At 72.6% G+C, this 13,279-nt stretch carries 11 protein-coding genes; 6 read left to right on the top strand and 5 right to left on the bottom strand.

Features of this window, described 5'->3' with window-relative positions; genetic code table 11:
- Positions 1-228: 228 nt before the first annotated feature.
- Both C5N14_RS30110 and C5N14_RS30105 read left to right on the top strand, forming a co-directional pair.
- Entirely contained in the window at positions 229-1,494 is a 1,266-nt protein-coding gene (locus tag C5N14_RS30110) for an aspartate kinase (protein WP_117673084.1), read from the top strand.
- Between the two features lie 5 nt (positions 1,495-1,499).
- The gene (locus tag C5N14_RS30105) at positions 1,500-2,564 is read left to right on the top strand and encodes an aspartate-semialdehyde dehydrogenase (protein ID WP_117673082.1); all 1,065 of its coding nucleotides are present in this window, start codon (positions 1,500-1,502) and stop codon (positions 2,562-2,564) included.
- Between the two features lie 124 nt (positions 2,565-2,688).
- Here C5N14_RS30105 and C5N14_RS30100 read toward each other — a convergent pair whose 3' ends face one another.
- Positions 2,689-4,065, bottom strand: coding sequence for a diguanylate cyclase (locus C5N14_RS30100; RefSeq protein WP_243640245.1), 1,377 nt, complete (start codon positions 4,063-4,065; stop codon positions 2,689-2,691).
- Between the two features lie 332 nt (positions 4,066-4,397).
- On the opposite strand from C5N14_RS30100, the gene C5N14_RS30095 reads away from it, so the two are divergent.
- Together C5N14_RS30095 and C5N14_RS30090 are read left to right on the top strand one after the other, a co-directional pair.
- Positions 4,398-5,030, top strand: coding sequence for a histone deacetylase (locus C5N14_RS30095; RefSeq protein ID WP_117673079.1), 633 nt, complete (start codon positions 4,398-4,400; stop codon positions 5,028-5,030).
- A 219-nt stretch (positions 5,031-5,249) separates the two neighbouring features.
- A complete protein-coding gene (locus C5N14_RS30090) occupies positions 5,250-5,708 on the top strand; it encodes a lamin tail domain-containing protein (RefSeq protein WP_243640243.1) in 459 nt (152 codons plus the stop codon).
- Between the two features lie 76 nt (positions 5,709-5,784).
- Here C5N14_RS30090 and C5N14_RS30085 read toward each other — a convergent pair whose 3' ends face one another.
- Positions 5,785-6,591, bottom strand: coding sequence for an alpha/beta fold hydrolase (locus C5N14_RS30085; protein ID WP_117673077.1), 807 nt, complete (start codon positions 6,589-6,591; stop codon positions 5,785-5,787).
- Between the two features lie 181 nt (positions 6,592-6,772).
- A complete protein-coding gene (locus C5N14_RS30080) occupies positions 6,773-8,056 on the bottom strand; it encodes an MFS transporter (RefSeq protein ID WP_117673075.1) in 1,284 nt (427 codons plus the stop codon).
- 171 nt (positions 8,057-8,227) lie between these two features.
- Between C5N14_RS30080 and C5N14_RS30075 the strand changes: the two genes are divergently transcribed.
- Positions 8,228-8,701: a hypothetical protein gene (locus C5N14_RS30075; protein WP_117673134.1), complete on the top strand. Its 474-nt coding sequence runs from the start codon at positions 8,228-8,230 to the stop codon at positions 8,699-8,701.
- 49 nt (positions 8,702-8,750) lie between these two features.
- Here C5N14_RS30075 and C5N14_RS30070 read toward each other — a convergent pair whose 3' ends face one another.
- Positions 8,751-10,670, bottom strand: a complete 1,920-nt coding sequence (locus tag C5N14_RS30070) for a hypothetical protein (protein ID WP_117673073.1) — start codon at positions 10,668-10,670, stop codon at positions 8,751-8,753.
- Between the two features lie 274 nt (positions 10,671-10,944).
- Between C5N14_RS30070 and C5N14_RS30065 the strand changes: the two genes are divergently transcribed.
- Positions 10,945-11,604: an HNH endonuclease family protein gene (locus C5N14_RS30065; RefSeq protein WP_117673071.1), complete on the top strand. Its 660-nt coding sequence runs from the start codon at positions 10,945-10,947 to the stop codon at positions 11,602-11,604.
- A gap of 128 nt (positions 11,605-11,732) precedes the next feature.
- Here the strand turns inward: C5N14_RS30065 and C5N14_RS30060 are convergent, their stop codons facing one another.
- A complete protein-coding gene (locus tag C5N14_RS30060; protein ID WP_117673069.1) occupies positions 11,733-12,791 on the bottom strand; it encodes an LPXTG cell wall anchor domain-containing protein in 1,059 nt (352 codons plus the stop codon).
- Positions 12,792-13,279 lie beyond the last annotated feature (488 nt).

Genomic DNA, 13,279 nt, shown 5'->3' with positions numbered 1-13,279 from the left:
GCCGCCCCCGCCCGGGGACCCGTGCGACACCGGCCCGGCCGGCGTGTCGCGTACCCGCTGCCGAACTGGTGGGACGGCGGCCGGCCCGGCCCGCGCGGGCCGGATGGTGGGATCACCTGACCCGGCCGTTCGGCCTGCCGGATACCCTGATGTGGTCTGATACGCGCCGCCGGCCGGTTCCCCGGCGGCGTCGGCACGCTCAGGGACGCTGGGAGGGAGTGCACCGTCGTGGCACTCGTGGTGCAGAAGTACGGCGGGTCCTCCGTCGCCAACGCCGAGCGGATCAAGCGGGTGGCCGAGCGGATCGTCGCCACCCGCAAGGCCGGCGACGACGTGGTCGTGGTGGTCTCCGCGATGGGTGACACCACCGACGAACTGCTCGACCTGGCCAACCAGGTCAGCCCGCTGCCGCCGGGCCGCGAGCTGGACATGCTGCTCACCGCCGGAGAACGGATCTCCATGGCGCTGCTCGCCATGGCCATCCACAACCTGGGGTACGAGGCCCGCTCGTTCACCGGCTCGCAGGCCGGCGTGATCACCACCTCGGTGCACGGCAGGGCGCGGATCATCGACGTCACCCCGGGTCGGCTCAAGGGCGCGCTCGACGAGGGCGCGGTGGTCATCGTGGCCGGCTTCCAGGGCGTCTCGCAGGACACCAAGGACGTCACCACGCTGGGCCGGGGCGGCTCGGACACCACGGCGGTGGCACTGGCCGCCGCGCTGCACGCCGACGTGTGCGAGATCTACACCGACGTCGACGGCGTGTTCACCGCCGACCCGCGGATCGTGCCCAACGCGCGGCACATCCGGGACATCACCTACGAGGAGATGCTGGAGCTGGCCGCCTGCGGCGCCAAGGTGCTGCACCTGCGCAGCGTCGAGTACGCCCGGCGCGCGGGGTTGCCGATCCACGTCCGTTCGTCATACTCGACCAACACCGGCACCATGGTCACCGGATCGATGGAGGACCTTCCCGTGGAACAGGCACTGATCACCGGGGTCGCCCACGACCGCAGCGAGGCGAAGATCACCATCGTCGGGGTGCCGGACGAGCCGGGCGCCGCCGCGCGGATCTTCGACACCGTCGCCGGCGCCGAGATCAACATCGACATGATCGTGCAGAACGTCTCCACCGAGGGCACCGGCCGCACGGACATCTCGTTCACCCTGCCGAAGACCGACGGCCCGACCGCCATGGCCGCGCTCAGCAAGATCCAGGAGCCGGTCAAGTTCAAGGGCCTGCTCTACGACGACCACGTCGGCAAGGTCTCGCTGATCGGCGCGGGGATGCGGTCGCACCCGGGCGTGGCGGCCGGCTTCTTCGCCGCCCTCGGCGCCGCCGGGGTGAACATCGAGATGATCTCCACCTCCGAGATCCGGGTCTCCGTGGTCTGCCGGGACACCGACCTCGACAAGGCCGTCCGGGCCATCCACGACGCCTTCGAGCTGGGCGGCGACTCCGAGGCCGTCGTGTACGCGGGGACCGGGCGGTAGCGGCGATGCCGTCGCTGCCCACCCTTGCCGTGGTCGGGGCGACCGGTGCCGTCGGCACCGTGATGTGCGAGCTGCTGTCGTCCCGGCGCAACGTCTGGGGCGAGATCCGGCTGCTCGCCTCCGAGCGGTCGGTGGGGCGACAGGTGCGCTGCCGGGGCGAGGAGTTGACCGTCGGGGCGCTCACCCCGGAGGCGTTCGACGGCGTCGACGTGGCGATGTTCGACGTGCCGGACGACGTCTCCGCGCAGTGGGCGCCGGTCGCGGTCAGCCGGGGCGCGGTGGCGGTGGACAACTCCGGGGCGTTTCGGATGGACCGGGACGTCCCGCTGGTGGTCCCCGAGATCAACCCCGAGCAGGTGGGTAACCGGCCGAAGGGGATCATCGCCAACGCCAACTGCACCACCCTCGCCATGATCGTGGCGATCGCCCCGCTGCACCGCGAGTACGGCCTGCGCGAGCTGGTGCTCGCCTCGTACCAGGCGGTCTCCGGGGCGGGGCAGGCCGGCGTGGACACCCTGCACCTCCAGCTCGGCAAGATCGCCGGGGACCGGGTGCTCGGCTCCCGGCCGGGTGACGTGCGGCAGGCCGTCGGCGACGAGTTGGGGCCGTTCCCGGCTCCGCTGGCGCTCAACGTGGTGCCCTGGGCCGGCTCGCTCGCCGACGGCGGCTGGTCGTCCGAGGAGCTGAAGATGCGCAACGAGTCGCGCAAGATCCTCGGGCTGCCCGACCTGAAGGTCTCCGCGACCTGCGTCCGGGTGCCGGTGGTGACCGGTCACTCGGTGGCCGTGCACGCGGTTTTCGGCACGGAGGTGGACGCCGAGGGCGCCCGCGAGGCGCTGCGCAACGCCCCCGGCGTGATCCTGGTCGACGACCCGGCCACCGGGGAGTTCCCGATGCCGATCGACGCCGTCGGCACCGACCCGTCCTGGGTCGGCCGCATCCGCCGCGCCGTCGACGACCCCCGCGCCCTCGACCTGTTCGTGACGGGCGACAACCTCCGCAAGGGCGCCGCCCTGAACACGGCCCAGATCGCCGAACTCCTGGCCAAGGAACTAACCCCCCGCCCCTAACCCCTCCCACCCCGCCCACCCCGCCCGCCTCTTCTCCCGCACTTTCCGAGAAAGAGTGCCTTTGCGGCGGCGGATGGCCACGCTTTCACTGAAAGTGCGAAGGGATGAGGGTGGGGGTGGAGGGTCACGTGGTGGCTAGGCGGACGCCGTCGCGGCCCTGGCGCTTGACCGCGTAGAGGGCCTGGTCGGCGCGGCGCAGGGTCTGCTCGGACGGCTCGCCGGCCTGGGGCAGGGCGACGCCGACGCTGATGGTGCGGCCGGTGCTCCGGGCCGCCTCGGCCAGCCGCTCGGCGATCCGGACCGCCTCCTCGGGGCGGCTCACCTCGATCACCGCGACGAACTCGTCCCCGCCGATCCGGTACAGCTCGTCGCCCTGGCGCAGCGCCGCTTCCAGCGCCCGGGCCAGCCCGACCAGCAACCGGTCGCCGGCCTGGTGGCCGTACGTGTCGTTGACCGCCTTGAAACCGTCCACGTCGATCGCCAGCAGGGCCGTACGCCCCGGCGTGGCGCGGGCGATCCGCTGCCCGAACGGCCCGGTGTGCCCCAGCCCGGTGAGCGGGTCGGAGCTGGCCTGCTCGCGCAGCCGGGCCAGCGTGCGCAGCCGGTCCAGGCAGGTCCACGCCTGCCCGGCGAGCAACTCCACCAGGTTGACGGTGGTCGGGTCGGGCCGCAGCAGCCGCTCGTCGGCGACCAGCAGCACCCCGCCCCGGTCGGGCGGGCCGACCGGTACCGCCACCAGGGTGCGCACCCCGGCGTCGGCGAGCGGGCGGTACTCCGCGGTGGGCGGGTGCCCCGCCTCCCCGAGGGTGTAGCCGGGGCCGTGCCGGTGGGCCCGGGCGATCATCCGGTGCAGCGCCGGGGCGCCGGCCTCGGTCAGCTCGGCCCGGACGCGGGACTCCAACTCGCCGGGCGTTCCGGTCGGGGCGCCCAGCCGGGGGCCGGCCCCGTCGGCCAGCAGCAGCACCGCCGCGGAGAGGGTGGAGACCTCCCGGGCCGCGCAGATCGCCGTGGTCATCAGGTCCCACTCGGTGGGGGCGACGGTCAGCGCGGCGGCGTGCCGCAGCAACTTCTCGCTGCGGCTCTCCGCCGGCGGGCCGCCCAGCGCCGTTATCCGGGCACCGAGCCGGCCGGCGACGCGCTCGGCGGTCTCCCGCCACAGGGCCAGCTCGACCGGCCCGCTCCACTGGAGGTCGAGCACCCCGATCGGGCGGCCCGCCGGGTCGAGCACCGGCACGCAGACCTCGGCGGTCACGTCGGGGCGTACCGGGAGGTAGTCGGGGTCGGCGGTGACGTCGGGGACGGTGGCGCCGGTGCCGGAGGCGTACACCCGGCCGACGATGCCGGCCTTCGGCGGGACGGTCGAGAAGACCTGCCAGGCGCCGGTGGCCGCGACGCAGCGGAGCCGGTCCGGCACGTGGAGCAGGACGGAGATGGTGGCCGGCGCGTACCGGGCGAGCGCGGCGACGGTCCACTGGCACGCCTCGACGGCGGTCGACGCCATCGGCAGGCGGACCGTGACGTCCCGGACGACCCGGTGGTGAGCTACGCGCACGTGGTTCCAGACAGGGGAGGGGCGATCGTCAGATACAGCGTACTCACCGCAGCTCAGCGCCGGTTTTTCATGATCAAATACTGTCGTACACATGTGCTATCCACAGGGTGTGGACGGGGCCTGTGGATTCGGGCGGCCGGCGTTAGCCTGGATCCACCGGCCGACCTGGAGGACGCGATGCTCATCGCCCAGCTCAGTCACACCCACCCGGCCGCCGTCGGCGGCGGCCGCGTCACGCAGGCCGCGCGGGTCGGCCTGACCGGGGCGTACTGAGTCGGGGCATGGACGGCCTGCTCTGGTACGTCGCGTACGGGTCCAACATGCACGCCGCCCGGCTCAACTGGTACCTGGGCGGGGGCCGTCCCCCGGGCGGGCTGCGGACGTACCCCGGCTGCCGGGACTGCCGGCCGCCGCGCCGGTCGGCGGCGGTGCTGGTGCCCGGTGGGATCTACTTCGCCGGGGAGTCGCGGGCCTGGACCGGCGGGATGGCCTTCTACGACCCCGAGCTGCCCGGGGTGGCCGCGGCCCGGGCGTGGTTGCTCACCACGGAGCAGTTCGCCGACCTCGCCGCGCAGGAGATGTACCGGGCACCCGGCGCCGACCTCGACCTGATCGAGGTCGCCGTCGCGCGGGGTCGGGCCACCCTCGGCCCCGGCCGGTACGAGACGCTGGTCCGCACCGGCGTCCGCGACGGCGTGCCGATGCTGACCTTCACCGCGCCGGGTCGGGCGGGGGACGTCGAGTGGAACGCGCCCGCGCCGGTGTACCTCGCGATGCTCGCCGGGGGCCTGCGCGAGGCGCACGGCTGGGACGCGCCACGGATCGCCGGCTACCTGGCGGACCGGCCCGGGGTGGCCGGCCGGTGGGAGCGTCCCGCCGTCGAGTCGTTGGTCTCGGGGGCGCTCGGCGGCTGACGTGCGCCGCCGTTCGCGTCGGACCGGGGTGCCGTTCGCGGCGGACCGGGGTGCCGTTGGCACCGGCCGGGGACGCCGTTCGGCCGCGATCGGTCGACCCGCGGCCGGTAGTTGACGGCGCGGGGGTCGTATCGTCCACAGTGGCCGGCCGAGTGGATAGCCTCGGTGCACGTTCCACGCCGGCGCCGCCAGGGGCCGGCCGTCAACAGGTGGGGGATCGTGTTGAACAAGAGGCTGACCGGTATCGCCATGGCCCTCGCCCTCGCCGTCGGCGGTTCGCTCACCATGACCGGACCCGCGCAGGCCGCCACCCCGGCCATCCAGATCACGAAGGTGTACTACAACTCGCCGGGTACCGACAACCGGTCGAACAGCAGCCTGAACGCCGAGTACGTGAAGCTGACCAACCGCCGGTCCTCAACCGTCAACCTGAAGTCCTGGACCCTGCGCGACAAGTCGAGCCACGTCTACAAGTTCACCAGCGACTTCCGGCTTGCTTCCGGCGCCAGCGTTTACGTCCACACCGGCAAGGGCACAAACACCTCGACCCACCGCTACTGGGGGTCGGGCGCGTACATCTGGAACAACACCGGCGACGCCGCGTACGTGCGCAACTCGGCCGGCACCTTGATCGACTCCTGCTCGTGGGGGAGCAGCGGCAGCTACACCAACTGCTGACCGCGGGGGCCGGACCCGTCCGGCCGGTGCGGCGGTCGGCTCTCGTGAGGGGGGAGCCGACCGCCGTACCGTCGTCTCAGCCGATCAGGCCGCGGCGCAGCTCGGCGGCGAGCCGCTCCGGGGGCACCTCGTGGAAGCCGCCCTCCAGGCTCACGTACCGCGCCCCCGGCACCGCCTCGGCGGTCGCCCGCGTCGCGTCACGCAGCCACTGCGGGCTGGCCGTGCTGTCGACCACGACCGTCGGCACGTCGATCGCGGCGAGCCGGTCGGCCGGCAGGCCACCGTCCCCGGTGATGGTGGTGTCGTGGACCAGCGTCGGGGCCAACGCCTCCAGCCCGGGCCACATCGGCTGCTGCCGCATCCCGCGCACCTGCTCGGCCGGCAGGCCCACCGCCTCCACCATGAAGCACTCGACCGCGTCCGCGCGCCGGTCGGCGGCGAGCAGCTCGGCCAGCCGCCCCGCGATCGGCCTGCGGGACCCGGCGTGCGGCCCGACGGTGAACGGCGGCTCGAACAGGGCCAGCCCGGTCACCGGCAGCCCGGCGGCCGTCGCCAGGGCGGCGAGGATCGCCCCGGAGGAGAGCCCGTAGAGGTGGGCCGCCCCGCCGGCCGCCCCGACCAGGGCGGCGATGTCCTCGATCTCCCGCTGCACCGCGTACGGCGCGGTGTCGCCGCTGTCGCCGCTGTCGCCGCGCCCCCGCCGGTCGTAGCCGAACACGGTGAAGTTCGGCGCCAACGCGGCGGCGAGCGCGCGGGTGGTCGACCGGTCGTTGAACGCGCCGCCCACCAGCACGATCGGCGGCCCCTCGCCGGACCGCTCGTACGCGATGATCGTGCCGTCGGCCGACCGCACCCGGCCCTCCGTCAGGGACGTCCCAGTCATCCGCGAACTCCTTCCGCCACCCGTCGCCTCCCATCCTGGCCGGTGCCACCGACGAAACCGCCACGCCCCGCCGGATATCCCTCACCCCCTGTCCCGCCCGCCGTACCTCCGCAGTCGTGACGGGCTCCGTGCGGCGCCGTAAAGCCGCAGGATCCCGGCGGGGGTGGGGGTGTGGGCGGGGTCAGGTGGTCGGGAGGGGGGTTCGGGGTGGCGCGGCGGCCGGTGGCCGGCCGTCCTGGGCGGAGGTGAGCAGCCCGCGCAGGGACAGCGCGAGCAGCGACGCCGCCAGGCAGCCGCCGACCACGACGGCCACCCAGATCCGTCCGTCCGCCGCGCCGATGAGCGGGCCGGCGGTCACCGGGCCGATCACCCCGCTGATTCCGAAGATCATCGAGCTCATCGCGTTGTACCGGCCGCGCAGCTCGTCGGTGGCCAGGGCGTTGGTGAGGGCGGGCATCACCGGCGACAGCATCGTCTCGCCGAAACCGAAGATCGTCGCGCAGGCCGCCACGCCGAGCGCGGCGACCAACGCGTTGCCGGGCCCGATCAGGCCCGCCGCGCCGAGAACCAGCCAGGCGCCCGCGAAGACCGCCCCGACCAGGGCCAGCGCGCCCGTCCGGCTGCGCCCCTCCATCCGGCGGATCACCACCAGTTGGGACAGCACGATCATGACGGTGTTGCCGGCCAGGGCCCAGGCCACCACCCGCGGGGTCACCTCGGCCACCCGGACGGCGTACGCGGTGAAGCCCACCTCGATCTGGGCGTACCCACAGGTGGTGAGGACGAGCCCGAAGACCACCAGCCGGCGGAACGGGCGGTCCCGCAGCACGGTCAGGTAGCCCCCGGCCGACGCCGCGCCCCCGCCCGGCCCGGTGCCGGCGATCCGATGGCCGACTCCCGGCAGGCTGATCAGGATCAGCGCCGGCACCAGGTAGCTCACCGAGTCGAGCAGGTAGACCAGCTGGAAGGTCACCGGGCGGGCGACGTCCACGACCGCCCCGGAGATCAGCCCGCCGACCCCGATGCCGAGGTTGAGCAGGGCGAAGTTCAGGCCGTACACCCGTTGCCGCTCGTCGGGGGCGGTGAGCGAGGCGAGGATGGTGTTCTGCCCCGACCAGATCGCGGAGCTGCCGATCGCGACCAGCGTGATCACCGCGAACGCCGACGCGGTCCCGGAGACCAGGGCCAGCGAGCCCGTGCCCGCCGCCTCGACCAGCAGGCACGGCAGCACCACCCGGCGCGCGCCGAACCGGTCGATCAACGTTCCGCCCAGCGGGGACAGCGCCAGGGTGACCACGCCGTACCAGCCGATGACCAGGCCGGCGCGCGGGTCGGAGAGGCCGCGCACGTCGGTCAGGTAGATGAACAGGAACGGCAGGGTGAGGCCGCGACCGATCGCCGAGAGCAGGGTGCCGACGAGGATCCGCCGGGCTTCCGGGCGACGGGGCAGGGCGCGACGCAGCATGCCGGCGATTCTGGGCGGAGGGTACGACCGGCCGCGAGCCGTTTTCCGGCGCGTACGCGCTCGGCGAAGTCCGTGGTGACGCGGCCCACGCCCGCCGTCCTGGGCAGCGGCCGGGGTGCCCGCCGTACCGCGTCGGCGACGCCGGCGGGTCGGTCTGCGATCCTGGTCGGGATGACGACGACCTGGCGACACCTGCCCGCACCGGCCCGCGAGATCGCCGTGGCGGCCACCGAGGCCGTGGCCGCGGCCCGGGCGCGCGACCGGGAGGCGTACGACGAGGCGGTCGACCGGCTCGCGGGGGCGGACCGGTCCGGTCTGGTGCTCGGCGCGGTGGTCCGGCTGCTGCTGGAGGAGACCCACCCCGACGGGCTCGACGGCGACGACGTCCGACAGGTGCTGGAGACCTGCGTGCGGGGCGCGGCGAGCTGGCAGTCGGACATCGACCCGCACGTGGTGCTGGTGCTGCTGGCCGGCGCCCTCGGCGTGTACGACCCGGACGACGACGCCACCCCGCCCGACCCGGCCGCGCTGGCCCGGCACGCCCCACTGCTGCTCGCCGACCTGCTGGCTGGGACCGGCCGGCCGCTCGACGGGTGGCTGACCGCCGCGTTCGCCGAGATCCGGCGTACCGAGCTGCACGACTGAGCCGCGGAGGGCCCGGCGCGATCGCCGGGCCCCTCCGCGTCGCGGGCGGTCAGGGGGTGGTGGCCGCCACCTCGAACGAGTACCAGTTCGGGTAGTCACTCCAGGTGCCGTCGGCCTTGACGGCGTGGACGATCAGCGTCACGTAACCCGCCTCGGTCGGCGTCCAGCTGATCGTGGCCCGGCCGTCCCCACCGGCGGGGGCCTCGGCGACCTCGCCGCCGTTGAACGAGTACCGGTACCCGGCCACGTCCGTCCAACCGGGCGGCGGGGAGAACGTGAACGTGCCCGGCACCCCCACGCCGCCGACGGCGTGCCCGTCCTCGGGGGAGTAGTAGACGTCCGACTTCACCCCCGGCCAGGGCAGGAAGTAGGTCGACCAGTCTACCGTCGGCGACACGAAGCCGTTGGCGCTGTGGCTGCGCACGGAGACGCGGTGCCCGTCGGGGTTGTTGGCGGTGAACCGGAAGTACGCCGTGCCGTCCTCCTCGGCCTGCCGCGTAACCGGCTTGCCCCCGTCCAGGGTGATCTCGTACTCGATGACGCCCGTCATGCCGTTGGCCGGGACGAGTTTGAGCAGGACATCCTGCCCCCACTCCGGCTGCCCGCCCTCGACTCGCACCTCCGGCTCGATCGAGGGCACGAGGGTCATGTACTCGATGCCTTCGGAACGGTTGCCGGCCAGGTCGATCGACCGGACGGTGAGCCGCTGCGGCCCGGATCCGACCGGGCTGAGGGTCACCGTGGCCGAGCCACCTGGGGCGTCCGCCCTGACGGAGTTCGGCCGGCTGAACGGGGCCGGGCACTCGAGCTGCCCGACGTCGCCGCTCCCCGCACATGCAGGGACGCCGAGGCCGTTCCAGCCGTACTCGAAGCCCGCCACGTCCTTGTTCCCGTTGCCGGAGAACGTGAACGTCGCCGGCACGCCCACCGGGGCCGATTCACCCGAGCTGAACGGCGGATAGTTCGCCGAGCTGACCGTCGGGGTCGTGGGCGCGGTGCCGTCGTAGGTGAAGAAGCACTTCTTCGACCAGGCCGAGAGGTCGGTGCCGTCACCGGCGCGGGCCTGCCAGCCGTACGACTTCCCGTCGACCAGGGTTCCCGCCGGCAGGTTGACCGTGCTGACCCGGCCGGGCATGCTGGAATCCGCGGTGAACACGGTCCGCGCGGTCGCGTCGTTCTTGGGCCAGACGGCGTACTCCGTCACCAGGCTCGGTTGGTCCCACTCGTCCGGGTCGGCGCCCAGGGCCTGGAGCACGTTGGCGAATCCGCCCAGCCGGGGATACGGCTTCAGCTGGGTGCAGGGGACACCGCCGTTGTAGAGGTTGCCGCTGTCGATCGTCGGCAGCGAGTTGTAATCCACCGACGAGCGCACGCCGTAAGACCAGCTGAGCGTCCGGCCGTAGGCCGGGTCGTTCTCGAACTGCTCCGGCACCCGGATCTCGAAGGTCACCCGGCGCTGCTTGTGTGCCATCGCGTCCTGCACGGCGGCCCCCACGTCGAAGGTCAGGGATCCCTTCGGGCAGAAGTTCGGGGTGAGCACCTCGTCGAGCTTGGTCAGCGGCGCGGGCCGGCGGTTCCAGGTGGGCGTGGTGCCCACCGGCTTGGTACGCCAGATCTCAACGGCCCGCTTGGTGCAGTCCGCCGCGCTGTACTCCGTGACGAAGACCTTCCCGTCGTAGATCTTCCTGCCCTCGAACTGCGAGAGGTCGAAGGTGGCGTAGACCCTGGAGGTGTGGCTCACGCCGTCCTCGTCGAGCCGGGTGCCGAGTGGCAGGTTGACCTGCTCGGCCAAGTTGTACGCCTTGGCCGGCGTCGCTGAGTCGGTCCAGCCGACCTGCACCGACGGGGGCGTTTCGGTGTGCGGTGCCGCTGCGGCGGCGCCGCCGGTGGTGATGACGGCGAGGCCGGTGACGCCGAGCGTCAACGCGACCAGGCCGGCGAGGCCACGACGTGGCCAGAGTCCGGTCACAGTAGATTTCCTTCACCGTGTGCTGTGCCCGGCGCGTCCGCCCGGGGCAGTCACCGGCATCTAACCGCCGAGACTCGCCACGAGGCATCAACCGTTCAGGTGGTGGCCGGGCCGCCGTGGTCGGCCGACAGTGGACGGTGCGGGACAACGGTCCCGGTCGGGCGATGCCGCACGGCGGGTTCGCGGAGCGTTCACCTGGGAGTCCTGGTTGTGGGAATGTTGCATCTGTCTATATACATGACAGACGATAGTCCTCCGATCCGGACGGAGCATCATGAACCGTACGCTGCGCGTGGCCGCGACCACCCTCGCCGCCACCCTCGCCGCCACCGTCGGCCTGGCCAACCCCGCCTGGGCCGCCAGCTACTCCTCCCCACTGCGGACCGCGGTCGCGGCCCTGCCCGTGGCCACCGAGATCCGCACCGGCTACAGCCGGGACCTCTTCCCACACTGGATCGACGCCGACGGCGACGGGTGCAACACTCGCAACGAGATCCTGCTCGCCGAGGCCGTCTCCGCGCCGACGATCACCGGCACCTGCACCCTCTCCGGCGGGCGCTGGTACTCCTACTACGACAACGCCTACTGGACGGCGACCGGCGACGTGGACATCGACCACATGGTCCCGCTCGCCGAGGCATGGGACTCCGGCGCCCGCAACTGGTCCACCAGCCGCCGCCAGGCGTACGCCAACGACCTGGGTGACTCCCGCCCGCTGATCGCCGTGACCGACAACGTCAACCAGTCCAAGGGCGACCAGGACCCGGCCACCTGGATGCCGTCGTACAGCTCCGCCCGGTGCCGTTACGTCAACGAGTGGGTGGCCACCAAGATCCGCTGGCGGCTCACCGTCGACACGGCCGAGAAGAGCGCCCTGACCAGCCTGGCCAGCTCCTGCTCCAACGTCACCATCTCGGTCACCTACGCGTACTGACCGCGCGCTGGCCCCCGCCCGACCGGCGGGGGCCGCCGTGGCGCTGCCTGGAGCGGGCACCCGAAACGAATCGCCGTCGGTGATGAACCCGGCGACGGCGTACCCACGGCGGGGGCACCGGGAGTGGATCAGGCGACGAAGCGGGTCTTGCGGCGGCGGGCGACCAGGTAGCCGGCCGTGCCGGCGACGAGCAGCAGCCCGCCGACGGCGGTGATCAGGCCGATCGAGTCACCGGTGATCGGGAGCGTCGGGCGGTCGTCACCGCCGCCCTGACCGCCGTCTCCGCCCCCGTGGCCGGTCGGGTTGATGATGATCTTCGCGGAGTCGTTCTGCGCGTTCGGGTCACCGTCCAGCTTCACGGCGAAGGTGCCGGTCGCGTCCGCCACCACCTTGTCGATGCGGAGCGCAAACTCGTACGGCGCCTCACCGCCTACCACGATCTCGCCGGCGCGGCAGGCGTACTCCTTGGCACCCGGCTCGGCCCACTCTGCGTTCCTCGGGTCCCACCCCTCGCCCGGCACGTACGGCACACAGCCGCGGGGTGCGTCGACGACGGTGGTGCCCTTCGGGATGGTGATCCGGATCGGCATCTTCTCAGTCTGGACTTCGAGCGCTGCGGGACCGTGGTTGGTGAAGCCCGGCCGTACGGTGACCACCTCACCCTTCTTGCCGCTGGCGGTGGCACCCCTGGCCGCCAGATCCGCCGGGTTGTCGCCGGTCACGTTGATCGACGCCAGGGTGAAGTTGTTCATCCGGTTCACGTCGGTCTGCTGGGCCTTGGCCTTCGCCCCGGTCTGCTCGACCAAGCGGAGTTCGCCACCGCGACCCGGCTCGAGGCCGGGCAGCGGCCAGTTCCTGAAAATGCGCACCCAGTCGTCCTTCGTCCACCAGTCGAGGGTGACCGGGAGCTCGGCACCGGTGCGGGCGTCCTCGTTCAGGATGAGCGGGAAGTCCTCGGAGAGCTGGTAGGACTTGTTCGCCTCCAGTTGGGTGTCGAAGGTGCAGACGGCGTTCAAGCCCTTGAGCGACGCGCAGTTGGAGTAGTCGCCGGCGTACGTGACGAGCCAGGATGCCTGCAGCATGAGGATCGTTTCGTTGACCGTGGTCGCACTGCCGTTTCGTACCACGCCGGGCAGTCCCACCCGGCTGCGCGGGGCACCGCTGACCTCGACCGTCTCGTCGCTCACGAGGTCGACACCCTCGGCGATCGTGATGCCGGCCGTGGCGGTGGCGGAGATGCCGCCGGACGTGATCGTGACCGTGACATCACCCTGCTGCCCCGGGGTCGCGCCGTCCCTGCCGGTGAGCGTGTAGAGTCAAACCGGGGGTGCTGGCCCTTCGGGAGGTCGACCTCGCAGTGCAGCTTGCTCGACGACGCCTCGCAGGCCCAGCCGTCGGGCATCGGCTCGACGGTGGCGAAATCATCGACCTCGGATCGAGCGTGGTCCTGCCGAATTGCCACTGATCCTCGTCGTCCCTGGTGGGATGCGCCATGAGCCATCCGTGGGTCGAGTGTCCGGGGGCGACGAGCTGGTTCGGCGCGCCAACGACGAAGGGACGGTCGTCGGCGACCGCAGGGGTGGGGGAGGCCGCGACGAGCGCGCCTGCGACGCTCAATCCGGTGAGCCAACGCCGGGTGGAGTGCTTGAGCATGTGGTCCTCCCGTGAGCGCGCC

Source organism: Micromonospora sp. MW-13 (genome assembly GCF_003434305.1).
GTDB lineage: Bacteria > Actinomycetota > Actinomycetes > Mycobacteriales > Micromonosporaceae > Micromonospora.
The sequence above is the reverse complement of the archived record's forward strand: the minus strand, read 5'-3'. Positions and strand labels throughout refer to the sequence as shown.

What these genes read in the sequence shown, in the direction of transcription:
- C5N14_RS30095 (WP_117673079.1), top strand. Translation starts at nt 4,398, where the DNA reads ATGGACGGCCTGCTCTGGTACGTCGCGTACGGGTCCAACATGCACGCC.
- C5N14_RS30075 (WP_117673134.1), top strand. Translation starts at nt 8,228, where the DNA reads ATGACGACGACCTGGCGACACCTGCCCGCACCGGCCCGCGAGATCGCC.
- C5N14_RS30100 (WP_243640245.1), bottom strand. Translation starts at nt 4,065, where the DNA reads ATGGCGTCGACCGCCGTCGAGGCGTGCCAGTGGACCGTCGCCGCGCTC.
- C5N14_RS30080 (WP_117673075.1), bottom strand. Translation starts at nt 8,056, where the DNA reads ATGCTGCGTCGCGCCCTGCCCCGTCGCCCGGAAGCCCGGCGGATCCTC.
- C5N14_RS30105 (WP_117673082.1), top strand. Translation starts at nt 1,500, where the DNA reads ATGCCGTCGCTGCCCACCCTTGCCGTGGTCGGGGCGACCGGTGCCGTC.
- C5N14_RS30065 (WP_117673071.1), top strand. Translation starts at nt 10,945, where the DNA reads ATGAACCGTACGCTGCGCGTGGCCGCGACCACCCTCGCCGCCACCCTC.
- C5N14_RS30085 (WP_117673077.1), bottom strand. Translation starts at nt 6,591, where the DNA reads ATGACTGGGACGTCCCTGACGGAGGGCCGGGTGCGGTCGGCCGACGGC.